The organism is Oceanospirillum maris DSM 6286 (assembly GCF_000422865.1).
Taxonomy (GTDB): domain Bacteria; phylum Pseudomonadota; class Gammaproteobacteria; order Pseudomonadales; family Halomonadaceae; genus Oceanospirillum; species Oceanospirillum maris.
In genome coordinates, this window is record NZ_KE383936.1 from 302956 (window position 1) to 327973 (window position 25018).

Annotated in this window: 31 protein-coding genes and 1 tRNA gene; 22 read left to right on the forward strand and 10 right to left on the reverse strand. The window is 43.7% G+C overall.

All coding sequences use genetic code 11. The annotated features are described in order from the left end of the window. Positions 1 to 37: 37 nt before the first annotated feature. From G517_RS0113385 to G517_RS0113395, 3 genes are read left to right on the forward strand one after another with little or no spacing between them, the layout of a single operon-like run. Entirely contained in the window at positions 38 to 1096 is a 1059-nt protein-coding gene (locus tag G517_RS0113385) for a permease (protein WP_028304825.1), read from the forward strand. 36 nt (positions 1097 to 1132) lie between these two features. Next, complete coding sequence (locus G517_RS20265) at positions 1133 to 1444, forward strand: hypothetical protein (RefSeq protein ID WP_051206400.1); 312 nt, start codon at positions 1133 to 1135, stop codon at positions 1442 to 1444. Beyond that, a complete protein-coding gene (locus G517_RS0113395; protein WP_028304826.1) occupies positions 1437 to 1853 on the forward strand; it encodes an ArsR/SmtB family transcription factor in 417 nt (138 codons plus the stop codon). The genes G517_RS20265 and G517_RS0113395 overlap by 8 nt, the downstream gene beginning before the upstream one ends. Before the next feature lie 264 nt (positions 1854 to 2117). On the opposite strand, the gene G517_RS0113400 is transcribed toward G517_RS0113395, so the two are convergent. Next, a tRNA-Arg gene (locus G517_RS0113400) sits at positions 2118 to 2194 on the reverse strand. 64 nt (positions 2195 to 2258) lie between these two features. On the opposite strand from G517_RS0113400, the gene arsS reads away from it, so the two are divergent. The 3 genes from arsS to G517_RS0113415 are packed head-to-tail and all read left to right on the forward strand — an operon-like array spanning position 2259 to position 4561. Further along, on the forward strand, positions 2259 to 3221 hold the full coding sequence (gene arsS, locus G517_RS0113405) for an arsenosugar biosynthesis radical SAM (seleno)protein ArsS (protein WP_028304827.1): 963 nt from the start codon (positions 2259 to 2261) through the stop codon (positions 3219 to 3221). A gap of 5 nt (positions 3222 to 3226) precedes the next feature. Beyond that, entirely contained in the window at positions 3227 to 3901 is a 675-nt protein-coding gene (locus tag G517_RS19250; protein ID WP_342662516.1) for a TIGR04283 family arsenosugar biosynthesis glycosyltransferase, read from the forward strand. Positions 3902 to 3946: 45 nt separating this feature from the next. Beyond that, positions 3947 to 4561, forward strand: a complete 615-nt coding sequence (locus G517_RS0113415; RefSeq protein ID WP_028304828.1) for a TIGR04282 family arsenosugar biosynthesis glycosyltransferase — start codon at positions 3947 to 3949, stop codon at positions 4559 to 4561. Positions 4562 to 4568: 7 nt separating this feature from the next. On the opposite strand, the gene G517_RS0113420 is transcribed toward G517_RS0113415, so the two are convergent. The 4 genes from G517_RS0113420 to flgA all read right to left on the reverse strand — a co-directional run bounded on the left by G517_RS0113420 (position 4569) and on the right by flgA (position 7159). Further along, positions 4569 to 5360, reverse strand: a complete 792-nt coding sequence (locus G517_RS0113420; protein ID WP_028304829.1) for a flagellar brake protein — start codon at positions 5358 to 5360, stop codon at positions 4569 to 4571. 32 nt (positions 5361 to 5392) lie between these two features. Beyond that, on the reverse strand, positions 5393 to 5881 hold the full coding sequence (locus tag G517_RS0113425; RefSeq protein WP_028304830.1) for a flagella synthesis protein FlgN: 489 nt from the start codon (positions 5879 to 5881) through the stop codon (positions 5393 to 5395). A gap of 9 nt (positions 5882 to 5890) precedes the next feature. Then, complete coding sequence (flgM, locus tag G517_RS0113430; protein ID WP_028304831.1) at positions 5891 to 6196, reverse strand: flagellar biosynthesis anti-sigma factor FlgM; 306 nt, start codon at positions 6194 to 6196, stop codon at positions 5891 to 5893. A 222-nt stretch (positions 6197 to 6418) separates the two neighbouring features. Further along, the gene (flgA, locus tag G517_RS0113435) at positions 6419 to 7159 is read right to left on the reverse strand and encodes a flagellar basal body P-ring formation chaperone FlgA (protein WP_157833200.1); all 741 of its coding nucleotides are present in this window, start codon (positions 7157 to 7159) and stop codon (positions 6419 to 6421) included. Positions 7160 to 7290: 131 nt separating this feature from the next. Between flgA and G517_RS0113440 the strand changes: the two genes are divergently transcribed. Beyond that, positions 7291 to 8238: a chemotaxis protein CheV gene (locus G517_RS0113440; RefSeq protein ID WP_028304833.1), complete on the forward strand. Its 948-nt coding sequence runs from the start codon at positions 7291 to 7293 to the stop codon at positions 8236 to 8238. A 73-nt stretch (positions 8239 to 8311) separates the two neighbouring features. After that, on the forward strand, positions 8312 to 9151 hold the full coding sequence (locus G517_RS0113445) for a CheR family methyltransferase (RefSeq protein ID WP_028304834.1): 840 nt from the start codon (positions 8312 to 8314) through the stop codon (positions 9149 to 9151). 151 nt (positions 9152 to 9302) lie between these two features. On the opposite strand, the gene G517_RS0113450 is transcribed toward G517_RS0113445, so the two are convergent. After that, a complete protein-coding gene (locus tag G517_RS0113450; RefSeq protein ID WP_028304835.1) occupies positions 9303 to 9767 on the reverse strand; it encodes a peroxiredoxin in 465 nt (154 codons plus the stop codon). A gap of 268 nt (positions 9768 to 10035) precedes the next feature. On the opposite strand from G517_RS0113450, the gene G517_RS0113455 reads away from it, so the two are divergent. Together G517_RS0113455 and G517_RS0113460 are read left to right on the forward strand one after the other, a co-directional pair. Then, entirely contained in the window at positions 10036 to 10539 is a 504-nt protein-coding gene (locus tag G517_RS0113455) for a LexA family protein (RefSeq protein WP_028304836.1), read from the forward strand. A 47-nt stretch (positions 10540 to 10586) separates the two neighbouring features. Continuing rightward, the gene (locus G517_RS0113460) at positions 10587 to 11192 is read left to right on the forward strand and encodes a YigZ family protein (RefSeq protein WP_028304837.1); all 606 of its coding nucleotides are present in this window, start codon (positions 10587 to 10589) and stop codon (positions 11190 to 11192) included. Between the two features lie 48 nt (positions 11193 to 11240). Here G517_RS0113460 and G517_RS0113465 read toward each other — a convergent pair whose 3' ends face one another. Together G517_RS0113465 and G517_RS0113470 are read right to left on the reverse strand one after the other, a co-directional pair. Next, positions 11241 to 11636: a PilZ domain-containing protein gene (locus tag G517_RS0113465; protein WP_028304838.1), complete on the reverse strand. Its 396-nt coding sequence runs from the start codon at positions 11634 to 11636 to the stop codon at positions 11241 to 11243. Between the two features lie 342 nt (positions 11637 to 11978). Beyond that, complete coding sequence (locus G517_RS0113470; RefSeq protein ID WP_028304839.1) at positions 11979 to 12356, reverse strand: hypothetical protein; 378 nt, start codon at positions 12354 to 12356, stop codon at positions 11979 to 11981. A gap of 385 nt (positions 12357 to 12741) precedes the next feature. Here G517_RS0113470 and phaR point away from each other — a divergent pair, with 385 nt between their 5' ends. From phaR to G517_RS0113525, 11 genes are all read left to right on the forward strand, one after another. Beyond that, positions 12742 to 13191 carry a polyhydroxyalkanoate synthesis repressor PhaR gene (gene phaR, locus G517_RS19255; RefSeq protein WP_084632239.1) on the forward strand — a complete coding sequence of 150 codons (450 nt, stop codon included), beginning with the start codon at positions 12742 to 12744 and terminating at the stop codon, positions 13189 to 13191. Between the two features lie 295 nt (positions 13192 to 13486). Further along, positions 13487 to 13843 (forward strand): hypothetical protein, encoded by a 357-nt coding sequence (locus G517_RS0113480; protein WP_028304840.1) that lies wholly within the window; start codon positions 13487 to 13489, stop codon positions 13841 to 13843. 383 nt (positions 13844 to 14226) lie between these two features. Beyond that, positions 14227 to 15516, forward strand: coding sequence for a phosphoribosylamine--glycine ligase (gene purD, locus G517_RS0113485; RefSeq protein ID WP_028304841.1), 1290 nt, complete (start codon positions 14227 to 14229; stop codon positions 15514 to 15516). Positions 15517 to 15692: 176 nt separating this feature from the next. After that, entirely contained in the window at positions 15693 to 16136 is a 444-nt protein-coding gene (locus tag G517_RS0113490) for an acyl-CoA thioesterase (protein WP_028304842.1), read from the forward strand. 20 nt (positions 16137 to 16156) lie between these two features. Continuing rightward, positions 16157 to 17029 carry a phosphoribulokinase gene (locus G517_RS0113495; RefSeq protein ID WP_028304843.1) on the forward strand — a complete coding sequence of 291 codons (873 nt, stop codon included), beginning with the start codon at positions 16157 to 16159 and terminating at the stop codon, positions 17027 to 17029. Positions 17030 to 17184: 155 nt separating this feature from the next. Further along, positions 17185 to 18363: a methyl-accepting chemotaxis protein gene (locus G517_RS19260; protein WP_051206403.1), complete on the forward strand. Its 1179-nt coding sequence runs from the start codon at positions 17185 to 17187 to the stop codon at positions 18361 to 18363. A 200-nt stretch (positions 18364 to 18563) separates the two neighbouring features. Beyond that, positions 18564 to 18905 (forward strand): histidine triad nucleotide-binding protein, encoded by a 342-nt coding sequence (locus G517_RS0113505; protein WP_028304844.1) that lies wholly within the window; start codon positions 18564 to 18566, stop codon positions 18903 to 18905. Positions 18906 to 19081: 176 nt separating this feature from the next. Then, a complete protein-coding gene (locus G517_RS19265; protein WP_051206404.1) occupies positions 19082 to 20056 on the forward strand; it encodes a bifunctional enoyl-CoA hydratase/phosphate acetyltransferase in 975 nt (324 codons plus the stop codon). After that, positions 20053 to 21252: an acetate/propionate family kinase gene (locus tag G517_RS0113515; RefSeq protein WP_028304845.1), complete on the forward strand. Its 1200-nt coding sequence runs from the start codon at positions 20053 to 20055 to the stop codon at positions 21250 to 21252. Before G517_RS19265 ends, G517_RS0113515 begins: the two co-directional genes overlap by 4 nt. Positions 21253 to 21491: 239 nt before the next feature. Continuing rightward, on the forward strand, positions 21492 to 22139 hold the full coding sequence (gene coq7 / locus G517_RS0113520; RefSeq protein ID WP_028304846.1) for a 2-polyprenyl-3-methyl-6-methoxy-1,4-benzoquinone monooxygenase: 648 nt from the start codon (positions 21492 to 21494) through the stop codon (positions 22137 to 22139). Between the two features lie 124 nt (positions 22140 to 22263). After that, a complete protein-coding gene (locus tag G517_RS0113525) occupies positions 22264 to 22662 on the forward strand; it encodes a hypothetical protein (protein ID WP_028304847.1) in 399 nt (132 codons plus the stop codon). A 150-nt stretch (positions 22663 to 22812) separates the two neighbouring features. Here the strand turns inward: G517_RS0113525 and speD are convergent, their stop codons facing one another. Then, positions 22813 to 23601 carry an adenosylmethionine decarboxylase gene (speD, locus tag G517_RS0113530; RefSeq protein WP_028304848.1) on the reverse strand — a complete coding sequence of 263 codons (789 nt, stop codon included), beginning with the start codon at positions 23599 to 23601 and terminating at the stop codon, positions 22813 to 22815. 143 nt (positions 23602 to 23744) lie between these two features. After that, positions 23745 to 24167 carry an OsmC family protein gene (locus tag G517_RS0113535; RefSeq protein ID WP_028304849.1) on the reverse strand — a complete coding sequence of 141 codons (423 nt, stop codon included), beginning with the start codon at positions 24165 to 24167 and terminating at the stop codon, positions 23745 to 23747. Between the two features lie 206 nt (positions 24168 to 24373). On the opposite strand from G517_RS0113535, the gene crp reads away from it, so the two are divergent. Next, positions 24374 to 25006: a cAMP-activated global transcriptional regulator CRP gene (crp, locus tag G517_RS0113540; protein ID WP_028304850.1), complete on the forward strand. Its 633-nt coding sequence runs from the start codon at positions 24374 to 24376 to the stop codon at positions 25004 to 25006. The last annotated feature ends 12 nt before the right edge of the window (positions 25007 to 25018 follow it).

The window sequence follows — 25018 nt, forward strand, 5'->3', positions numbered from 1 at the left end:
TTTGAATTTCATGCTTAATTAAGGCGGTACGTACAATATGGATAAACTAACGATTGCACTGAATGAATTTATTCATGTGGGGGGCGCACTGGCTATCGTTATTGCGGTAGTGTCTATTTTAACGGGCTTTATGCGGGAATATATTCCCCAAGAGAAACTGCAAAAAAAGCTTACAAAACATGAAAAATGGGGGCCGCTATTCGGTGCTCTATTCGGAATGTTAACGCCTTTCTGTAGTGCATCCGTTGTGCCTGTCACGATGGGGATGGCAACAATGGGTGTTTCCTTAGGCACGGTTCTGAGCTTTTTGATTTCAGCACCGCTATGTAACTTTATTGTGCTGGCGATGGTTTATGCCACATTCGGGTTAAAAGTAACGGCAATTTACCTCGCGATTACCTTTATAGCAGCTATTGCTGGTGGCTGGCTTATTACCAAGACACCTTGGAGAAATGAGATAAAACGCGGGGATGAGTTGGAGGGCGGAAAGGTGCCACCTACCTGTTCCGCAGCGGCTCCGGTTTCAGGCTGTGGTGATGTTAAGCCCGTATCAGATTGTGGTGCTCAACCGGTATCGGCCTGTGAAGCTCAACCTACGGCTACGGTAGCGAATGATGCCGCAGCAGTGGATCTATGTGATGCTCACTCTACGGCTATATGCGGAACAGCTCCTGCCGGCGCTGAGTCAAGCAAAGCTCAGAATGCACTTCGTTTCGCAATGGCGTTGTTCAAAAAAATTATGCCTTATGTGCTGCTGGGCGCCTTGATCAGTGGGTTGTCTGCGGCCTATTTATCATCCGAACTGGTTGAAAAATACGTGGGCGGTGACAGTGTGCTGTCTATCGTTATTGCTGCGGTGATTGGTGTACCGCTTTACTTACGTATTGAGATGGCCATACCGCTACTGAATGTACTTATTGTTAAGGGAATGGGTATGGGGCCTGCTATGGCACTGATTATTGGTGGCACGGGGGCGAGTCTTCCTGAAATTGCCCTTGTTTCTGCGGTGCTTAAGCCAAAAGCGGTGATTGCATTTGTGGTGATTATATTAACAACGGCCATTACCGGCGGCCTTCTTTTTCAATATGTGATCTAAAAAATCATTAATCTAACGCTGCTTAGGGAGTCTTGTATGATAAAAACTAAAAAATTAGTCAATGGAGCAAAAGTACCCCTAAGCAGGTTAGTAAAATGGTGTGCTTATCATTATATCTATCAGGTCGTTGTAATACTTATTAAGGGTGGGGATCTATCAGAACAAACCAGAACCGGTCGGCATATTGCACTGCTCGGCATTTTTTGCCCTATCTTCTGGTTTTACTTTTTCTCTGGAGCAGAGACATCAACACTTATTTTTCATGGTACTCATTCGGGGATCGTTTTCTTAATTGGAGTCGTTATAATGGTGGTTAGTCTCAAGAAAAAAAGAAGAATTGATGAATAATGAACCATACATAGATGCTTTAAAAGCTCTTGCTGAACCTCATAGATTGCGTCTCTTTTGGTTGCTGATACATGTCGATCAACGTGTTACTGTCGCTGAAGCGATGGACGTCACTGGAGAAACGCAGTACAACGTGTCCCGCAATCTGAAAATGCTATATAAATCCGGTTTGCTGACTCAGCAAAAAAGCGGCAAGTGGGTTTACTACACGTTAGCGCAGCAAGATCAGCCTCACTGGGTCTCTTTAGTTGAATCTGTACGCACACTTCCTGAGGAAGATTTTGCCGAAGTATCCTCCCGCTGTGTCCTGCGTTTAGCTATGCGGGAAAATAATGAGTGTGTTGTTGGGCCAAACAGTGATGAGTGGCTTAGAAGGATTTCAGGGGCTGATTTAGATGGTGAGAAATAAGTAAGTGATTACCTTTTATTAGCTTTAACCTTATCTTTTTAGTTTGATCATGAAATAAACCGGCCATGGCGTCGGTTTTTTTGTGCCTAAAATTACATGGCGATTTTTTGAGAGCCATAAAAATGACAAAATGAATCCGTTTTGTTAGATGGTGCGTAACTCAATCTATGACTAGCTTTACTGATTGGTGGGTATCGTGGTGAGAGTCGGTTGTTTTTCAGAAGAAGTTAAAACGCTTGTTTTTCTATAACTCATTGATTTAATTGGTGCCCCAAGCAGGAGTCGAACCTGCGGCCTTCCCCTTAGGAGGGGGACGCTCTATCCATCTGAGCTATTGAGGCGATCATTACTAACAGGCGGGCATTATAATCAGTTCGCGCCAAAAAACCAAATAGAGGATATTTCATGCTTGATACTCGACCCTTACTAGAAACGACTGATTTTCCGAGAATTTTTCGGGGGCAGTTGAGTATTCTGCAAGTTAATTTGGGTTATCTGTGTAATTTGAGCTGTGTACATTGCCATGTGAATGCGGGGCCGAAGCGTAAAGAATTGATGACTCGGGAAACAATTGATCAGGTGTTGGCTTTTATTGATAAGCAGGGGATTAAGGTGCTGGATTTGACCGGTGGTGCACCGGAGATGAACCCTGATTTTCGATATCTGGTTGTAGAGGCTCGTAAGCGTGGGGTTGAGGTGATTGATCGTTGTAACTTGACGATTCTTAATGAGCCGGGTTATGAGGATCTTGCTCAATTTCTAACGGATCAGCGTGTGATTATTACGGCATCTCTACCTTGTTATTCTGAGCAGAATGTTGAAAAGCAGCGTGGTAAGGGTGTTTTTGCAGAGAGTATTGCGGCCCTACAAAAATTGAATGCTCTAGGGTATGGCATGGAAGGTAGCGGCTTACAGCTTAATTTGGTTTATAACCCAGGCGGCCCTTTTCTTCCGCCGGATCAAGAAACGCTACGGGCAGATTATCAGCGTGAGTTGAAGCAGGCCTATGATGTGGAATTTAACGACCTGTTGACCATTACCAATATGCCGATTAGCCGCTTTGGTAGTATGTTGCTGTCAAAGGGGCAGTTTGAAGGTTATATGCGGTTGTTAAAAGACAGTTTCTCTAAGGAAAACTTAGCAGGCTTGATGTGTAAAAGCTTGATCAGTGTTGATTGGCAGGGAGAGGTGTACGATTGTGATTTTAATCAGATGCTGAAGATGCCGTTGATCACCTCTGACCGTCCAATAACGTATCTGTCGGATCTGCTGGATGAAAGCTTGGAAGGTGGTGAAATTGTTATCGGTGAACATTGTTACGGCTGTACGGCAGGGCGAGGTAGCAGCTGCGCAGGAGCATTAGCTTGATCAGTGTGATTGTGCCGGTATTGAATGAATCGGAGCAGATTGAGTCTGTGCTACAGCAGTTGCAGGTATTTCGACAGGCTGGTCATGAAGTGATTCTTATTGATGGCGGTAGCACGGATCATACGGTTGCGCTGGCGCAGCCCTATGTTGATGTGTTGATTGAATCTGAACGAGGGCGTGCCAGCCAGATGAATGCGGGAGCAGAGATCGCCCTTGGTGATTTGTTGCTGTTTCAGCATGTGGATACACGGTTGCCCCCTGATGCTCTGGAGCAACTGGACGGGCTACAGGGCAAAAGCCTGTGGGGGCGGTTTGATGTACGGCTTTCCTCAGGACACTGGATGTTTCCCGTGATTGCTCAGATGATGAATTGGCGTTCCCGTTTAACAGGCATTGCGACGGGGGATCAAAGTATATTTGTCAGCCGAGATCTTTTTAAGAAAATTGGTGGCATTCCACCGCAACCTTTAATGGAAGATATTGCGTTGAGCACCTGTTTAAAGAAGATTGTTGCTCCGGTTTGTTTGAAGGCGGCGGTTACAACCTCTTCTCGACGATGGCAGAAGAAAGGGGTTTGGCGCACGATTTTTTTAATGTGGGCCATGCGTCTCGCTTATGCTTTTGGAGTATCGGCACATTATTTAGCGGATATTTATTACCCGAGTAACCGTTCCCGCTAAATATTTTTAATGTAACCGTTTTTAATATCGCAAGAGATTTTTCCGATGAGCAAAGTCAAAAGGCTGATTATACAGTTTGCGAAAGAGCCTGTAGCCGGTAAGGTGAAAACGCGTTTATTAAGTGAATTTTCACTGTCTGAAACCGTCGACCTACATTGCGAGTTGGTTTTGGCAACGGCAGATACTTTGCTAAAGGCGGATGCTGATAGTGTGTATCTGTCGGTGGGGGGGGATTTAACGCATCCTTTTTTTGCACCGTTTAAAGCTCAAGGTTTTACGCTGGTTCCGCAAGTTGAGGGTGATCTAGGTGTTAGAATGTGGGCAGCGATCAATAAAGCTTTGGGGGATTTTGATCAAGTCTTGCTGGTCGGTAGTGATTGCCCTGTATTGACAGTTAAAGTGCTGGATCAGGCTTTTAAGGTATTAAGTGATGGCTATCCACTGGTGTTAAACCCTGCGGAAGATGGCGGCTATGTGTTGATTGGTGCTTGTCGGCCTTTGCCTATCGAGGTATTTAGCGGTGTTCATTGGGGAACGGCAACAGTATTGGAGCAAACGCTAGAAAACTGTATTCATGCCGATGTGAGGGTATCTCTGCTGCCGGAGCTTTGGGATGTTGACCATCCCGAGGATGTAAGGCGCTGGCTTGCAATAAAATGAAGAGGCTTTAGTCAAGGCCTCTGCGGCGAGCTTCCCGTTGTATATACGCAACAAAGCGATCAATTTGCCGTTGATTGTATCCGTCTGGGCTTAAAAATCGAAAGCCACATTGAGTCATATGCCTGTCTTCAAGGTATGTTGCCCGACGGGCCTCTGCTGCACAAAGTACAGACGTATCAAATTCTGATTCTGGTAGATCAAAGCTAACTTCATCAAATACTTCAAAATCAGTAAATGCAGGATCTATGATGTAAGGGAACTCAACCTTACATCCAGTGGATGATATGTCGATAATACGACCCACTAAAGGCTTTTGGCGTTCGTAAGATATTAGCTTTACTTCAACCTGATCAGCAATTGCAATATGTGCCCGATAGGCATCACGGCGCTGCTTATAAATAAGCTGTTTTGGCAGTGGGATTTTGTAAATAGCCGCCCCGCCATTACTACCTGTGCCCGTAATGGTATTGTTACCAAAAAAGACTTGGATGCCTTTATCATTAGCTTGAATTGAAAAAATACCACCGCTTATAGCGTGCTGGTGGCCGCTAGGTGGTGCAATCTCATCAAGGATAAAGTAGCCCTCGTCTAGATCAACTTTCAAGACAATACTGGTGAAAACTTGATCGCTGTGATTACGGAACGTAATTGACAAGGGTGCACGACTCTTTTGCAGTGCACGGAGCACTGCAAATATGCTGGCTTGACGCGTTACCACATGCTTGCGGTCATCGTCTTTTTTTACTTTTTCTGATGTTTTCGGCTCGTCGGCCACACCTGAAGGAACAATGCCAGTCATAGGTTAAATCCCTGTGATTGTTATGTGTTAACTCAGGCTTCGCCGAGATTACGAGAAGACTTTGCAATGGAGCGGCCCTTAGCATTATAGGTGCGAGCCGTTCTTGCTTCAGTGCTGTACTGAAGGATGCTAAGCATTGCATCAACCTGTTGCAAACCTCTGTTGACAATCATGCCATTGGTTTGGTTTAGGTGCTGAATGCTGTTGTGTAATGAAATAAGCTGTTGCCAACCTTGAGCCAGAGAGGTTGCAATTTTTTCAGGAAAACTATTGATCAGCACATCCATACCTGAATCATCAAGTTCTAGATCCTGATCGGCTAATAACTGTCGGCGCTCTTCAATATCAGCTGCGATCAGCTTCAGTAGTTTTTCTTTTTCGAGCGTCAAAACCTGAATCTGCTCAATCTTACGATTTTGCAGAGCTTCTTTTTCATTTTCGATGCAACGCTTAACCGCTTTCATATTTTGAATGCTGTTAAGCAGATGCTGTTTCACAGTGTGCGAAAGCTCTAGAGTCACGGGCTAACCTTACAGTTCGTTTTCAAACTGAATAATGCTTTTTGCCAGCGCCTGATAGTCAACTTTATAACTGCCATCTTCAATAGAAGATCTGATAGCAGAAACCTTGCTTTCATCAATTTCAGGAGCAGATTGTACGCGACTGTTCAGGCGAGTTGCCTCACCGCTGAGTTGTACACTATCTGCTTTAGCATTTCCCTGTGAATTTGGCGCTTGGGCTTCACTTTTTGAAGCTTCTTCTTTACCAGATACAGGGCCGCCTGTGCGGATGCGTCCGGCTAAATTGCCTGACAGAGAGCTAAGATCAATAGCCATGTGGACTGACCTCTTTTAAGAGTAACGATAACTTGTAGTTATTTATCGGCATCTTATATGAAAGCTTTAATAAAAATTAACTATTTTACAGGCAAGAATAACAAATAAGATTTTGCTTATTTGATGCAAATCTACTCTTTTAGTTGAATAGGGTTTGTTTGTATCTAATTGCTTTGATTTTGTCGGTATCTTCTTGAATTTCTGAAAATTGACTTAAATCTATTACATTGGCACCAGTACATTACCTGGCCCTGTAATGATGGCTCTAATTATACGACGAGATTGGGTGTTGCGCACCTGTATCTGCTCCCCAATAGCTCCGCCGTGCAGGGCTAGGCCTTTTATGCGTACACTTAAGCCTCCTATTTGAGCCTTAATAATGACCTCATCGCCTTTGCGTACGGCGTTTGAAGCCTGCACCATATTGCTAAAAATGACGCTATTGGCCTGTATCGATTTTGTGGTTTCTGTACCTATTACCTGGTTTATATCTCGGTAGTAACTGTAGTTTAGAGAAGAGCTTTCGACTTCTCGTAGCGCTAAAAGTTCTCGGCTAATAACAGAGCCTCGGGGAAGGGTGACACGGCTGACAACAACGGGCTCAAAGATTTGAATATCGACGGGGATAAATATCCCCCAACTTGGATTATGGCAGTTGATGCGAATGTTCACTCTGCCCGATAGGTTTTTGTTGCCAAGTTGTTCAAGACTTAGAGGCTCAGAGCATTTCTGTAGCCTTAAACGGGGATCAATACGGCCTATCTCAATGCTTAATCGAGCTGCATTTAGATCTTGTAGTTTAGGCTCTAAAAAGGCGTTAATAGCAGCATTTAAGCTTTCCTCTGTTTCAACGTCATCAGCGAAAGAAAATGAAGCCGCTAGCATGGCACTCAATGCTAGTATGGATAGCAGAGTGTAAAGAAAAGGGCTTTTTTTGCTGGAGATTGAGCAGGGTATTCCCAATGTAACTGCCTCGTAATCGTAATGTTAGAAATTGTCAGGCTGGATATTATGGGGTAATCCCCAGTTCAACCCGCAGATATAAAAGGGTAGTCTACACATTCTGAATTGAATTCCTATCAGTGGATAACTTTATGAGTGAGCAAGCAGGGCGCCTCGCAGAGCGTGCGCAACTTGTTGGTGGTAATCGAATGGAGCTGTTGCTTTTCCATTTGAGAGGTCGCCAGAGTTACGGAATTAATGTTTTCAAAGTTAAAGAGATCCTTCCATGTCCTCATTTAACGAATTTACCTCACCACGGTGCGATTGTCCGAGGCGTGGCTAGTATTCGTGGTGAAACGATCTCTGTTATTGATTTAGGTATGGCTATAGGTTTGCCTCCCGTCAAAGATTTGACGGAAAGCGTTGTGATCGTGACAGAATATAATCGCGTGACTCAGGGCTTTTTGGTCGCCAAGGTGGATAAAATAGTCAACCTCAATTGGAAAGAGGTTCATCCGCCGCCAAAGGCTACGGGGAAAGATAATTATTTAACAGCAGTGACAGAACTCAACGGTACTATGATTGAGATCATTGATGTTGAGAAAGTTATCTCTAAAGTACATCCTGTAAATGAGAGAATTAGTAAAGGGGTTGTTGATGAGACCCTAAAACTGATTTCTTCCAAGTATCATGTTCTTGTGGTTGATGACTCTGGCGTTGCCCGTAACCAAGTGTTGCGTTGCTTGGATGAAGTTGGTGTACAGACGACAGGTTTGACTAACGGGCTGGAGGCGTTGCAATACTTACAGCGTATTGTGGATTCGGGCAAAGAGATTGAAGATGAAGTCTTAATGATAATTTCTGATATCGAGATGCCTGAAATGGATGGCTATACTCTAACGACAGAAATAAGGTCTAATCCCAGTTTAAGCCGCATGCAGATTTTGTTACACACCTCTTTGAGTGGGATTTTCAACGAGGCTATGGTTAAAAAAGTGGGAGCGAATGACTTTTTAGCGAAATATGATGCCGATGAGTTGGCAAGGAAAGTGGTTAGCCGGATCAACTCTTTGCAGCAACTTGCGACAGTAGATGACTGATAAAGTCGCTTGTGTTTTGCTAATATGTGGTAAGCTGTTAAAAAACGTAATGCTGTTTGAGTGAGTTCAAAGAATGTCAACAGTTAGAACCATTGATACCAAAGACTACGATACCTTTCGCAAGTTTCTGCAGGATGCTTGCGGCATTCTGCTTGGTGATAATAAACAATATCTTGTCACCAGTCGTCTGAATAAAATCATGGCTCAGCATAGTATGACGACTTTGGGTGAGCTAATTAAGGCCATTACTTCACAGCCCCGTTCTGGTTTAAAAGAGGCGGTTGTTGATGCGATGACAACGAATGAAACGCTTTGGTTTCGTGATATTCATCCGTTTAATATTTTGCAGAACCAGTTGCTGCCTGAGCTTAGTAAAAGCTTGGGTGGTCAACAGCTTAAAATATGGTCAGCAGCCTGCTCTACAGGCCAAGAACCCTATTCAATCAGCATGATCATTGATGAGTTCAAAAAGAAAAGCCCCGGTGCTTTTCGTGCTGGTGAGCGTATTGTCGCCACGGATATTTCTGCGACTGTATTGAATAATGCTCGCAGTGGTGAGTATGAGATGTTGGCCTTAGGCCGAGGTTTATCTCAAGATAGATTGACGAAGTTCTTTCTGCAGACAGGCGATGGGCGATGGGCTGTTAAAGCGCCGATTAAGCAGCGAGTTGATTTTAGACCAATGAATCTATTGCACAGTTATTCGATGCTTGGCAAGTTTGATATTGTTTTCTGTCGGAATGTCTTGATCTATTTCTCAGCAGATTTAAAGAAAGATATTTTGACTCGTATCCATGGTGTGCTTAAGCCTGGTGGATATTTATTTTTAGGCGCTTCAGAAGCTTTAAGCAATATGCCAGACCTGTATGAAATGGTTCAGTGTCGTCCTGGTATTATTTACCGCGCTAAGTAGCTTTTATTAAGGTACTTTTATAAGATATAAGATGCTTTTGACTGACAGTATTCTTACTGGCAGAGTTTTGATCGAGAAAGTCCCGCTGACAACCATGTTGTTAGCGGGATTTTTTATTTTTAGCACATTTGTCTGCTAGGGCATTTGTTAGCTAGAGTGCTTGTACGGCTTCTAGTACCTCTGCAACATGGCCTTTCACTTTCACTTTTTTCCACTCTTGTACCAGTACACCCTCAGTGTTAATCAAGAAGGTGCTACGTTCAATCCCCATATATTCTCGGCCATAGTTTTTCTTAAGTTTGATCACATCAAAGTGCTTACATAGAGATTCTTCTGGATCACTGATCAGCTCAAATGGGAATTCATGTTTGGCTTTAAAATTGGTATGTACACGTAAGCTATCTCGAGATACGCCAAATATTACCGTATTTGCAGCTTCAAAAGAGGAATAGTGGTCACGGAAATCTTGACCTTCCGTTGTGCAGCCAGGAGTGTTGTCCTTTGGATAAAAATAGATAACGATATTTTTTCCAGCCAGCTCTGACAGCGTAACGGTTATATCATTGGTGGCTTCAGCGGTAAAATTTGGCACAGGTTTGTTGAGTTCAATAGACATAAAAGATTCCTAGCATCCTGGTGGTGCAGTCATGGTAGAGAATAATAAACGAACATCAGGTTATGTCTGAGTGACAGAATACGCAACCTATATATCGGCATATTCCTATGGGCTATTCGCTATTGTTTAAGCAGGCATTATGCTGTTTATACAGCGGAGGTTGTACTCCCGTTTTTTTGGTTTAGGTGAATAGTTGCCATTTACTAGAATACTGTATAAATTAACAGCTTTATATTTTTGTGAGTTAAGCCAACTCAGGTAAGGTGTTATGTTTATCGAAAAATCAAAATACGAGGCGTTATTTTTGCTTCGAGCACCCAATAGCAAAACACATAATGAGCTTTGGCAGGATGCTATTTATCTAACCGATGATTATCGGTTGCATACATTACAAGAGATTCCATTGCTTGGCTGGGTAACGGCAGGTATGCCGATGGATATGTGTGAAAGCCATGAGCAGGTTCAAGTGCCTTCGCAGCTGGTTAAGAAAAATACTTATGCATTAAAGGTTCGCGGTGACTCCATGGTTGATGCGAATATTCATGATGGAGATATCATTATTATTGAGCAACACCAGACCGTTGATAATGGTGAAACCTGCGTGGTTATGATTAATAATCAGCATGTTACTTTAAAGAGGCTTTATATTGATCGCTTTGGGGTTAGGCTTGATCCTGCAAATAGCACCATGTCTTCTATTACGCTGAAAAATGAAGATGTACAGGTTTTGGGAATCGTTAGGGGTCTTAAGCGCACTCATTCGTTACAATAGGGCAATAATTTTTATTTTTACATGCGATGGAGCCGGTCTGCTAACGAATGATTATTTACCATAAGCCCGCAAAAGAAGTACGTACTGAATTTGAAGTTAAGCGCAGTCGTTTTATTTCTATTGCAGCCTCTGTCGAGGATACAAGCGCGTGCCATGCTTTTATTCAGTCTATTAGGGATGAGTTTCCAGATGCACGCCACCACTGTTCAGCCTTTATTGCTGGTGCGCCCAATAACAGCCAATGTTATGGCATGAGTGATGATGGCGAGCCCTCAGGCACAGCCGGTAAGCCAATGTTTAACGTTTTGACCCACAGTGGTTTAGGGGAGGTTGTTGTCGTTGTTGTGCGTTACTTTGGTGGAATTAAGCTAGGAACTGGTGGTTTAGTTAAGGCTTATTCTCAGGCAACTCAGCAGGTGCTTGATGCGTTAGAAACCGTTGAAGTTCGCCCTCACTACGCCGTGCAAATTAATGCTGATTATGCTTTTGAATCGGATATTCGGCATTGGTTGACCCAGCTTTTAGCTAGCAATATTCATTTTGAATATGGCCAAAGTATAGAGATTACAGCCGATGTGGAAGCCCCTGATCTACTCGCTGAAAAACTACAGCAAATAGGCCAAGGGCGGGTTTTATTCAAAACATTAGATTAGATTATTTCTGATAAGGGGCTTTCAGGTGATCGTTTTAAGTGAGTTTGACTAGGTAAACATGGACGGTTGTGCTGCGACACCTGCAAGAGAGCTGAGAAACTCTTTTAATACATTCTTCTTCAGTGTGCCCATATTCTCAAAATTTAGGCCTAGTAAGAACTGAGTCTGTGATTGACGATGGCAAAACGCCACTTTTCCATTGACCTCAAATAGCTCATTTGAGCCGAGATCAATTTTCATGGGAATACTAAGGTGTTCGTTAGGGGTAAATTGGGCTCCCAGAGGGATAACCCGCAAAATATCTTCTTTAGGGCACTGTAAGCGAATACCTTTGTAGCAAATATCCGCTGAACGCAGTTCTAACTCACCATCTGGAAGTTGTAGCTTGCTTTTGATGTCAACTTGGTATCTTGGAGAGTGACGGCGTTGTATTAATGACTGCATTTTATCCTACCTTGGTTAATCCTATTCTTAGTATGAGTAATAAGGATGTTGCAGTCTACAAAGCTCTGGTAACAGAATTTTATGCCTGCTTGGTATGTTGCCGTGGACAGGGCGGGAAGTGCTGGTTTTGGTGAGGTTTTGGCAGTTAATTTAATTAAAACAAATAGTTAAATTATAGGATATAGCTGGGATAAAAAGATTGTTGAATTAAAACAGGCTGCTGAAGAAGCCGGGTATTTTCGGCTTCTAGCATAAAAATCAGGTCGTAAAAACACGTATAAAAAAAACATTTTAGAGTCTTGCTTTAGCGGTTTTTTCTGCCTGATATTTACCTTATCTTGTTTAATCTCGGTTCAATGTACTTTGGTCAATGGCACTTTTTATACGCTCAAACTCAACAATATTGTCTGGCAGGAAGTAAAGCGTGTAAAAAACCTTCTCAAATAATACTCGCTTAACTTCTTCGCCTTTAATTTTCTCTTTTGAACTGCTGAAATTACTGCTCATGGTAAAATGCAGTACTCGGGTACTAGGTGGAATCGGTAGAGTACCGCCACCGATTAGCTGTTTGTCTTTTGGATCTTTTAGGGTGTAAGAGGAGATTTCAGTGACAAGTCGTAGATTAATATAGAAATGGCTTGAAACAGGAGCAATGACTTTCTTTCCACTCTCATTGCTTTGCATATAAATACCGCAGTTTTTACGAACCTTAAGAAACATATTCACCTTCCTGTTGGGGCGGCTTCGGTTGAGCATGCCCGTTTACACTTGAGAACGAGATAACGCCACTTATCGTAATCTGGCTTTTTAAAGCTAAAGGTCTAGCTTTTAAACCTAAATTGCTGGCTTTAAAGTTAAATGATAGTTGTCAGCTAAAGAGATTAAGACAGGTGTATGATGCTTTTGTGACGACCACTTTGGCAAGCATAGACTGTTATCTTAATGAGATAGGTCTATATTGCTGGAAAAGAGAGACTTTGGTCGCCGATAGCATGAATATTTACAGAACAAAACGCCTGAGTCATTGTGCCGGTACGCAAACTGATTACAATATATCCAGCAAGCGAAACATGTTAATCACAGGGTCGGAAGAGAGAGTCATAATTTGCGAGTTATAAGAAAGTACGCCAACCGCCGTTTGTACGACACATCGGAAAGTCGTTATGTCACTCTTGAAGATATCAAGCTGCTGGTTATCAACAAGGAAGCATTCCGCGTAGAGGACTCAAAAAGTGGCGAAGATCTTACTCGTAATATTTTATTGCAAATTATTACTGATCAAGAGAACGGTCAGAGTTCCAGTGGCAACCCTATGTTCAGTAACCAGGTTTTGCAGCAGCTTATTCGCTTTTATGGCGATAGCATGCAAGGAACAATGAGTAGCTATCTTGAAGACAGCATTAATACGTTTCTTGAGCAGCAAAAAGCACTGCGCGAGCAGATGCAAACTGCAATGACAGCAACACCAATGGAGCTTATGCGTCGTGTGGCTGAGCAGAATATGAAAATTTGGCAGCGTTTTCAGTCAGGAAAAACCCAAAAAGATGAAGAATGAGAAGATCGGTTGATCGAATAAAGCCAGCTTAGAGCTGGTTTTTTTTCGCCTGAAATAAATAAAATCAATACGTTATAGGCAAGAAAAAAACAAAATGCTGCAAGTGCGAAAAATAGGTTTGACAGATTATTGTGCACTGCACTATATTTGTTGATAGCAGATTTGTGCGCTGCAAAATAAATTCCAAAATCAACATGCTGCCTATTCGTTAGCGATCAATATGTTGGTTGTGTATTTTTGAAAAAATAGTCTAAGACATAGTTTGGCTTGGATAGGGTCTGACTTGGAGAGTGATATGAGTTTATTTGACCAATGGTCTACTGACCTACAAAAAACCTTCAAAAGTTTGTCGGAATCTGCCAACTGTAAGCCTGTAGAGGTGATGGGGGATCTGGTTTCAGCGGAAGCAAAAATTGCTGAGAAAATGATTCACCAACAAAATCGTTATTTAACCGATAGCGTGAGCCAATTTAATAAGCATGTGATGGATTTAATGGCTAATCAAAACCCTATGGCTGCTGTCGGTGCTCATTATAATTTCTTTTGCGAGCAACAGGTTAAAGCAAATAGCCAATACTTATTATCACTGGATTTAATGGGTGAAGCTAAGAATTTACTGACTGAAAAAATGAAGACTGTTTTAGCTCGATGAGCGCGTATTTTGCTCGCTGAATGTGTTGTTCTGTATTAGGTGATTTTTTCACCGAAATGTTCACTAAGTGAGTATTTTGTCAGCTTTGCTGACACTTTCTTTTTGTCTACTCTTCCCTCCCTCTGCTAGGCAAAAAGTGGCCCCTTAAATGGGGCTTTTTTTTATCTATATTTTAGAATTGCTAACCTTCTGTTGTTCGTTCTTTTATCCATTAATTGATTGAAAATAGGACTTGCGGGAACTAAAAAGAGATCAACGCTTTTGCTAAAAGGGAAGTTGCTCCCACTTTGATGCTTTTTTTGCGATAATGGCTGCCAAATTTTTCGGCAGGCCGAGCATCGTTCGGCCTAGCACATCAACGTTTACAGTGAGATGAGGCAAAGATGAAGGTTTTAATCATCGGTAGTGGTGGTCGTGAGCACGCATTGGCCTGGAAAGCAGCGCAGTCTGAATCCGTAACCCAAGTATTTGTTGCCCCTGGTAATGCCGGCACAGCTATTGAGCCTAAGTTAGAAAATGTCGCGCTGGATGTGCTGGATTTTGATGGGCTGGTTAATTTTGTAAAAACGAGTGATATCGGTCTAACCATCGTTGGCCCAGAAGCACCTTTGGTTGAAGGTATTGTCGATCGTTTTCGCGATGAAGGTTTACGTATTTTTGGCCCATCAAAGGATGCTGCACAGCTTGAAGGTTCTAAAGCGTTCACTAAAGATTTTCTAGCGCGCCAGAATATTCCAACAGCTGAGTATCAAAACTTTACTGAAATTGAGCCCGCATTGGCTTACTTGAAAGAAAAAGGTGCTCCTATTGTTGTTAAGGCTGATGGCCTAGCAGCAGGCAAAGGCGTCATCGTTGCGATGACTCTTGAAGAAGCTGAAAGTGCCGTTAAAGATATGCTTGCCGGTAACGCTTTTGGTGATGCGGGCAGTCGCGTGGTGATTGAAGAGTTTCTTGATGGCGAAGAAGCTAGCTTTATCGTAATGGTTGATGGCAAAAATGTACTGCCTATGGCGACGAGCCAAGATCATAAGCGTGTGGGCAACAAAGATACCGGTCCTAATACTGGTGGTATGGGGGCTTATTCTCCTGCACCGGTTGTTACTCAAGAGATTCATGATCGTGTGATGGCAGAAGTCATTATGCCAACGGTTGAGGGCATGGCCGCAGAAGGCAATGATTACACCGGTTTTCTGTATGCTGGCCTGATGATTATGGCGGATGGTACACCTAAAGTGATCGAGTATAACTGCCGCTTTGGTGATCCTGAAACACAGCCGATCATGTTGCGTTTGAAGTCGGATTTAGTAGCACTGTGTGAAGCCGCTATTGATGAAAAGCTTGATGTGGCAATGGTTGATTGGGATGAGCGTCGCGCCCTAGGTGTTGTTCTGGCGGCGGGGGGCTATCCAGCTGACTACAACAAAGGTGACCTGATCCAAGGTCTGCCTGAGACAGAACAAGAAGGTATGAAAGTATTCCATGCTGGTACGCAGTTGATTGATGGTCAAGTGGCAACCAGTGGTGGCCGAGTGCTATGTGCTACCGCTTTGGGCAACACCGTTAGTGAAGCTCAAGCTAATGCCTATAAGCTAGCGGAAGGTATCCGTTGGAACGGTTCTTTCTACCGTACTGATATTGGTTACCGTGCAATTGCCCGTGAACAGGCTGAATAATAAGCCGTTAGCCCTATAGATTGATTTTAAAGCCGGAGTTATGCTCCGGCTTTTTCGTCCTTTATGGTCAATGCCTCTAATGCCGTCAGACACTGTCTGAACAGCAGTAGGCAAGATTTCGACCTAGTAATATCGGCTTTATTTTGACTAAACAATAACAAACAAGGAGTTATCAAATGGCCCGTATTCGTATTGATTACCCAGAGGCAAAAACGCTATATCAACAGGATATAGTGTTGAGAATTACCGACCTTAATTACGGTAATCATCTGGCCCACGATACTTTAATCTCTTTAATCCATGAAGCACGGGCCAAGATGTTTATCGCCTGTGGCCATAAAGAGATCGATATTGAAGGTGTTGGCATTGTTGTCGCAGACCTTGCTATCAGTTACCGAGCTGAAGTTTTTTACCCTGATACTTTAACCATTGAAATTGCAGCGGATGAGCTATCACGCAAAGGTGGGGATCTTGTTTACCGCGTGACTAAAACGTCTGATGGTAGTCTAGTGGCTTTGGCTAAAACGGGCATTGTTTTTTTTGATTACGACACCCGTACAGCGGTTAACGTGCCCGATGCTTTTAAAGCAATGATTGCGAAGGCTAGTTCGGTTGAGTAGGACATCCGAAGGGGGCATTTATGTCTAGAGAGTATCCCATTATTGCCGTAACAGGATCGTCCGGCGCAGGTACAACCACGGTTAAGGATGCCTTTGAACGTATGTTCAATCGAGAGCGCATAGAAGCAGCGTTTGTGCATGGTGACAGCTTTCACCGTTACACGCGGGAAGAGATGAGCCAAATTCTAAAAGATACGCCAGAACGGAAAAAATCAATCAGCCACTTTGCCGTAGAAGCGAATATGCTGGATGAGCTGGATCGTCTATTTAGCTCTTATGCGGACAATGGTACGGGTGTTTATCGTCATTATATTCATGCGGAAGATACCGAGATGTTAGAGCTTGGTCATCGTATGGGGACATTTACCCCTTGGACGGAGCTACCGGAGGGAACCGACTTACTTTTGTATGAGGGGCTGCATGGAGGCTTGGTTGCGGATGACTTTAATATTGCTCAGTATGTTGATCTACTGGTTGGTGTCGCACCAACGATTAACTTGGAATGGATTCAGAAAATTGATCGAGATACCAATTTAAGAGGTTATTCCCAAGAGGCGGTTATCGATACGATTCAAAGTCGAATGCCTGATTATATGCAGTATATTTTGCCGCAGTTTAGTCGTACTCATATTAATTTTCAGCGCATACCTACTATTGATACTTCGAATCCGCTTGCGTTGCAGGATGTGCCGTCTAACGACGAAAGCATGGTGATTATTCGTTTCAAAGATCGCTCTTCCATGGACTTTCCGTATTTGTTGGCGATGATTAAAGATTCTTTTATGACGCGACCTGACACCTTTGTTATTCCCGGTGGCAAAATGAGCTTGGCTATGGAATTAATTCTGACACCCCGGATACATGACCTGTTGGAAAACCGGCGTTTTCGCTAACGAAACAACACAGGGTGTGACATAGCCCAAAAGAAACACATATCTGTGACAGACCTCCTTTACGGAGGTTTTTTTATAGCTCATTATGAACAGCGAATATACCTCAAGATTCATACCTTGGGAGCTAATGGGTGAGCGTTATAGGGGAAAATTGTATGAAGCAGAGCATTCAGCAAAAGTTGTTATATTCATTTATTGGTTTTGGATTGCTGATGGGGGCTATTTTCCCGCTATATGCCCAAGGTTTTGTGAGCTTTAATCCCGGTATGAAAGTGTGGTTTATTTTAGGCTGTCTTGTGGCTGGTCTTGTTATTGGATTGATCAATTACTGGTTGTTTAAACGGATGGTGCTAAAGCCCTTAGAGCAAATTGCTTTGATATCTAAAGCGGTTGCTGCTGGAGATCTTCGTCAGCATTGTACGATTAAAAGTGAAGATACCTTTGGTGATATTATCGATCACTTTAATCAGATGAACCGGAGCCAACGAGATCTGGTGGGTGCAGTTCAGGCCGGTAGTGATATTATCCATACTTCTATGCTCGCTTTAAATCGGCAGACCGAACGTACTCGCAGTGATGTTGCCGAGCAGAATGAGAGCTTAATCCGTATTAACGAAACAGTAACAACGATGGCTGACGCGGTTGTTAGTATCGCTTCCCATGCACAATCTACAGCGGGTGTGGCGCAGCATACAGAAGAAGACGCGCGCAAAGGGAATGCGGTGGTTCAGCAAGGTATTGCCGGTATTTCTCAGCTTATTTGTGATGTGGATTCTGTTAGTGAAACTTTACAAGGCTTAGCATCAGAAGCCGAAAACATTGGTGAAGTGCTGGACATCATTGAAGGCATTGCAGAGCAAACAAATTTACTGGCTTTGAACGCAGCTATTGAAGCAGCGCGAGCAGGGGAGCAGGGTCGTGGTTTTGCTGTTGTCGCCGATGAAGTGCGTACACTCGCCAGTCGCTCTCGGCAGGCAACGGAAGATATTCATGGAATGATTGATCGGCTGCAGCAGCAGTCCCGTGATGCGGTGGCTGCAATGAATCGTGGACAAATGACCGCTCAATCCAGCGTGAGCCAGATTAAAGAAACAGGCGAAGCTCTAGAAAGTATCACTCAGGCCGTGATTGATATTGCTGAAATGAACTCAGATATTAGCCGCACAGCAAATGCTTATAGCGGTTCTGCAGAAGAGGTGGTTACTCAGATGCACACGCTACAAACTATGGTCGCTGAAACTCAGCATGATGCGGACGCTGCTGAGCAAGCTTCCGAATCCCTTGTTAATGCCATTAATGGATTGCATGAGAGAGTTCAGTGTTATCAAGTTTGATCACTTAAGATCAATAAATAAGTCTAACAGGGGATAGGAAGCCTCCGTGAGCATGTCTACAATGAACCTTTCTAAGGTTATGATGCAAGCCTAAGCCTTTAAAAACTGGATTGAAAACCGCAAGATAGCCTACAAGCATTTTGCGTTTTATTAAATGGACAAATTTAGACTTGTCCCTCACGTTAAGCGGAATCAACACTATGGATTGCCTTTTTTGTAAATTAGTGGCCCGTGACATTCCGGCCGACATCGTTTTCGAAGATGAGGATGTCATCGCTTTTCGCGATATTGCACCCCAAGCGCCCACTCATATTCTTATTATCCCGAAACGTCATATCTCAACATTAAATGATTTGACCGAAGAGGACTGCGCACTTGTTGGGCGATTACAGTTTACCGCTCAAAAAATTGCTAAGGAGATAGGCATTGCAGATGACGGCTATCGTGTCGTGATGAACTGCAATGAGGATGGCGGGCAAACGGTTTACCATATCCATATGCACTTGCTGGGCGGACGGGCACTGGCCTGGCCTCCGGGTTAAGTGTTTACCAGCGGGTGCCTTAGGCACCCGTTTTTAGTTGTGCTTAATTTGACTTGAGAGTCATACAGCAAGCAAAATTTTTGCTCTGCATCAGAAAAACGTCACAATCAGTAGGGATACTGAAATCAGGCCGGAAGCCTGTCAGACTTCAACATCGATTATAGGAACATAATGTTATGGATCAAGTGATTCGCGAAATTCTAGTGCCAAGTACACCACAAGTAGAAGACCATCATCACGAGCAACTCAATGCTTTTCTTCAGCAAGCTAAAACCTATGATCCTATCCCAACAGCGGTGGTTCATCCTGCGGATGTTAATAGCTTAATGGGGGCTATTGAGGCTGCGGAAGAAGGATTAATTATTCCTTATCTAGTAGGACCAGAAGCTAAAATTCGCTCTTTAGCCCAAGAATGCGGTGCTGATCTAAGCAATTACACCATTATCCCTACAGCCCACAGCCATGAGTCTGCTGAACTAGCCGCATCAATGGCGGGTAGAGGAGAAGTACAAGCGCTGATGAAAGGCAGCTTGGGTTCTTCAGAATTACTGGCAGCCATTATTGATAAAAAAGCCGGTTTACGTACAGAGTACCGTTTAAGCCACGTGTTTGTGATGGATGTACCGAGTTACCACAAAACACTTATCGTGACCGATGCAGCGATCAATATCGCACCTGATTTAATGACCAAAAAAGACATTGCTCAAAATGCGATTAACTGCGCTCATGCTCTAGGTATTGAGCGTCCAAAAGTGGCCATTCTAGCGGCTGTTGAAAAAGTTAAACCGGGTATGCAAAGTACGCTTGATGCCGCCGCACTATGTAAAATGGCTGATCGCAAGCAAATTACTGGTGGATTACTAGATGGCCCTCTAGCGTTTGACAATGCTATTTCAAAGGAAGCTGCGCTAGATAAAGGTATCGAATCTGACGTGAGTGGTGATGTTGATATTCTGCTAGTACCCAACCTAGAAGCCGGTAATATTCTGGCAAAACAGCTACAGTATCTTGCTGGCGCTAAATCAGCCGGTATTGTTCTGGGGGCCAAAGTACCGATTATCTTAACCAGTCGTGCGGCTAAACCTTTAGAGCGTTTAAGCTCCTGCGCGGTGGCTTCTTTAGTGGCTCATAAACAAGGGCTAATGCTATGAACTCAATCTTGATTGTTAATGCGGGTTCTTCAAGTCTCAAGTGTTCTATTTTTGATGAAGACGGTGGTGATATCCGTCAGCATTTCCGGGTTAAAGTGGCAAACCTTTCAGGCCCAGCCCGCCTTGAGATTTACGATCATAGTGAAAAAATTGACGGTATTTTGGTTGATAAGCTAGATCTATCAGCAGAAGAGTTAGATGTAGCCCATAGTCAGGCACACCATCAGGCTCTGTCGGTTGTTATGGCTTGGCTTGATCGCAATACCAGGTTTAAGATCACTCAGGTTGGACATCGTATTGTTCATGGCGGAGATTATTATTCAGAACCTGTCGTGATTACTCCTGACGTTATGGATAATCTCGCAAAGCTTATTCCTTTAGCACCTTTACATCAGCCTTATAACCTTAAGTTGGTGGAAGTCTGCCAAGATCTTTTACCGGGTCTTCCACAGGTGGCGTGTTTTGATACAGCTTTCCATAGCAGTATTCCTGATGTTGCACGCAACTTTGCAATCCCGCAGGCGCTGACTCGTGAAGGTGTTCGTCGCTACGGTTTTCACGGGCTGTCTTATCAGTATATTCATAACAAACTGATGGAATTAGACTCTGAGCTTGCCCAAGGCCGTATGGTTGTGGCGCACTTAGGCGCTGGCGCCAGTATGTGTGCGATTGATCGCGGTGAAAGTATCGCCTCAAGTATGGGCTTTACCGCTTTAGATGGCTTGCCAATGGGAAGCCGTTGCGGCCAGATTGATCCCGGTGTTCTGCTTTACCTTATGCGAGAGCACAAGATGGATGCGGATGCGATTGAGACCTTGCTTTATAAGAAAAGTGGCTGGTTAGGGGTTTCAGGTTTAAGCAGTGATATGTTAACCCTGCACAAAGGCGGCACGCCCCACGCTCAAGAAGCGATTGATATGTTCGTGTATCGTATTGCCCGTGAAACAGGCTCTTTAGTTGCCTCTATGGGGGGCTTGGATAGCTTTGTCTTTACTGGTGGTGTGGGTGAAAATGATGCGGAAATTCGAGCTCAAGTCGCCCATCAAAACGAATGGCTAGGTATGAAGCTTGACCCTGAGCGCAACTCCGCTAATGAATACCTGATTAGCGCTGATGACAGCAAGGTGAAAGTGTTTGCGATACCAACCAATGAAGAATTGATGATCGCACGCCACACGTCGCGCCTGTTGCGCTAACGGTTGCGTTAGTTCGTTGGCTAACTAGCCAACCAGTTCACTCATCCTGCTTATGTTATTTGATAAGAGCAGGATGAGCGCTCATTGTTCGCTTTGCCTTGTATTCTTTGGTTTTTTTCTATATTCCTTGAACAGTCCTTTGATTTATCTCACCCGACGTTTAAAAGTCGCCATAAAGCCATAGCCGAAAGCGTAGGCATTCGCTAACATGCCTTGCAGATACAGGTGAGGTTTTTCCTATGCAAAAAATTCGTCAACATACACCACTCGATAAACTTTTGATTGGTGCTGATACTGTTTTAAAAACTCTAATTCCCGGTGCGGCTGAACCTTATCGCCCGAATCCTGCTCGAAAAGCAGCGGAGCAAGAGATGACACTCGTCGAGCGTAAACATGCGGCGGGTTTGATGCGTATTAATCATACTGGTGAAGTTTGTGCTCAAGCGTTGTATCAGGGGCAATCTGCTACCGCAAAACTCCCAGAAGTACGCGCCCAAATGGAAGAGGCTGCCCGAGAAGAAATTGATCATCTTGCGTGGTGCGAGCAGCGTATTCGTCAGTTAGGTAGTCGCCCTAGTTTGTTGAACCCTGTTTTTTATGGTTTGTCTTTTGGTATTGGTGCCGCAGCAGGTGTTGCGGGCGATAAATACAGCCTTGGGTTTGTGGCCGCTACAGAGCAGCAAGTGTGTAAACACTTAGAAGATCATATGGCGCATTTGCCTTCTTCAGACCAAAAAAGCCGGGTTATTTTGGAGCAGATGTATGCTGATGAAGAGCAACATGCAGAGCAAGCTTTAGCGGCTGGCGGTATCCGGTTTCCTGTACCGGTTAAAATGGCGATGAAGTTGATGTCTAAGTTGATGACAAAATCTGTTTATCGTATCTAACTCGATTTTTATAACGTTTAGTGAGATAGCACAAGTTATTGATGGGTTCGTGTGAAAAATACGGAGCCATTCATTGAGCATCATGGAATCAAGGACGTGATGTGAATTCTTCAGGAGAAAGGCAATGACGGCTTCATCGCTCAACAGTACTAAAAGAACACCAAATAGTTTAAGAGCTTTTCTAGAGTCTTATGCTTCTTTACCGTTTCGTCACCACGTTATCGTTACCTGCGTTTTTCTAGTTATTCTGGGCGCAGTAAAGCTTTTGATCAGTATTAGTCAGCCTGAAGGTGTTTGGTGGGATGCGCTGAGTACGGTTAATTTATTCGTGGTGATCAGCGCGTTGATGTACGGTGCTATCTTCTTTTCACAGGTTTTTGCCAGCATTGGCGCGCAAGTTATGATGACGTTGTTTCCCAGTGAAAAAGCAGCTTCGACGGGTTGTGTTATTGGCGTATTAGCTTCCGGCGGCCTGATTATGTTTCTTGCTCCCTATGTTCTGGATGCGATTTGGCGGCTGTAGTTGTGTTTAAGTAAAGCGTTGTGGTTTAAATAATGGCTTAAATAAAAATGCCTACTTGAAATACGACGTAGCCCTGCCATATAGGGCCGATCATAGAATCAAGTAGGCATTTTTTTACACGCTTTTTACGGACGATGCGCTAAGCGGGCATTATCCGATATTGCGAGAGTAGAAAATCTCTAACATCTCTTTACGAAGGCGAGCTTCAATATCAGCCGCTTCCTCAAAGGTTAGCTTGTTCTTGTTAATACCAAATAGGTAATTATCCAGCTCAAAATCCTTTAGTAGCATTTTGGTATGGAACGTATTTTCTTGGTAAACGTTCACATCAATCATCTGGTAAGCATTTTTCGTATCTTTAGACAGGTAGTCTTGGATCGATGTAATCGGATGATCAATAAACAGTTTACGGCCTGATTCATCACGGGTGAAACCACGAACACGGTAATCCATGGTGACAATGTCAGAATCAAAACTGTGGATAAGATAGTTCAGCGCCTTAAGTGGTGAAATCATCCCGCATGTGGATACGTCAATATCCAAGCGGAAGGTACTAATACCGCCATCAGGGTGACTTTCAGGGTAGGTATGAACGGTGACATGGCTTTTATCCAGATGGGCAACAACCGTCTCTGGGAGTGGGCCGGGACCTACGTTATTTTCTGATTCATCAGTGAGTTCGTGCTCTGCAATCAGAACTGTAACGCTCGCACCGTGGGGATCGTAATCCTGACGCGCAATATTAAGAATGTGGGCACCAATAATATTGGTGACATCCTTTAGAATCTGTGTCAGACGCTCAGCATTATAAAGCTCATCGATATAATCGATATATTCTTCACGTTGCTGTTCCGTTTTGGCATAACAGATATCATAAATGTTAAAGCTCAGGGAACTGGTAAGGTTATTAAACCCATGAAGCCTGATATTATCCTTCACGCCCGAGACCTCGCGCACTGCAAACTCGTGAATTCTCACCAACCAATTTGGCTAGCCACTTTTTGAAAGGCGCGTATTATGCCTATAAAAAACGGGTATTGCACAAAAAAATTACCCTGATTTTAGGGTAACTTTGATATGCGTTATGGCTGTTCGATAATTTCGTAGTCGTGGCTAATTTCTACGCCACCTGCGGCTAGCATAATAGAGGCTGAACAGTATTTTTCTGCGGACAGCTCAACGGCGCGTTTGACGTGAGCTTCTTTAACGCCTCGACCTGTAACAACAAAGTGCAGGTGAATTTTTGTGAAAAGAGCAGGAACCGCATCAACGCGTTCAGCTTCAACTTCTACGTGGCAGTCGATAATATCCTGACGTGATTTTTGTAAAATCCCGATCACATCAAAAGAGCTGCAGGAGCCTAACCCCATCAGCAGTAATTCCATAGGGCGAGGGCCTGTATTTCGGCCACCTTTTTCAGGCGGACCATCCACAATGATCGCATGACCAGAGCCTGACTCAGCTACAAACTGTACACCATCAGTCCATTTAACAACGGCTTTCATTCTGTTTCTTCTCCTGCATTGAATAAGGGGCTACAAGGTAAAGAGCAATGAATGGGAATATCGCTGATATAGCTAGGAGGCGCAAGTTTTCTGAGTAAAAAGCGCTTATACTACGAGCTCTTTTGATTAGCCTTTGTTGTTTTCGAGGCGATCAGTTAAGGTCTTACAGGTTTTTCCTGTATCTTGGTTAATAGAAGGGTTTTACTATGTTGCCTGCCAGTAAAATGGAGGTTCCTGGACTGAGTGACTTCTTAGCCATTAGTCATCGACGTCACTTCCCAAAGCGTTCAACATTACTCTCGGCTGGCGCTGAAAGTGCATCTCTTTTTTATCTTGTAAAGGGATCTGTGACGGTTTCTATTGAAGACGAAAATGGCCATGAAATGGTGGTCACCTATTTAAACGAAGGATCTTTCTTCGGAGAAATGGGGCTTTTTGATGAGATTAGTCGGCGCAGTGCTTGGGTTAAGGCAAAAACAGAAGTTGAGGTTGCCGAGGTCAGTTATAGCCGTTTTATGGAGCTGACTGAAAAAGATAGCCGTTTACTCTACGTGCTAGGCAATCAGGTTGCTGTTCGTTTGCGTAACACCACTCGTAAGGTTGGTGATCTTGCCTTTATGGATGTTACAGGCCGAGTGGCGCGTACTCTACTTGATCTTTGCAAAGAACCTGATGCGATGACACATCCTGATGGTATGCAGATTAAAGTCACTCGTCAGGAAATTGCCCGTATTGTGGGTTGTTCCCGAGAAATGGTTGGACGGGTTCTAAAAGAACTTGAAGAAAAAGGGCTTGTAACGGCCAGCGGTAAAACGATGGTGGTATTTGGAACACGATAGGCCTGCGCTGTA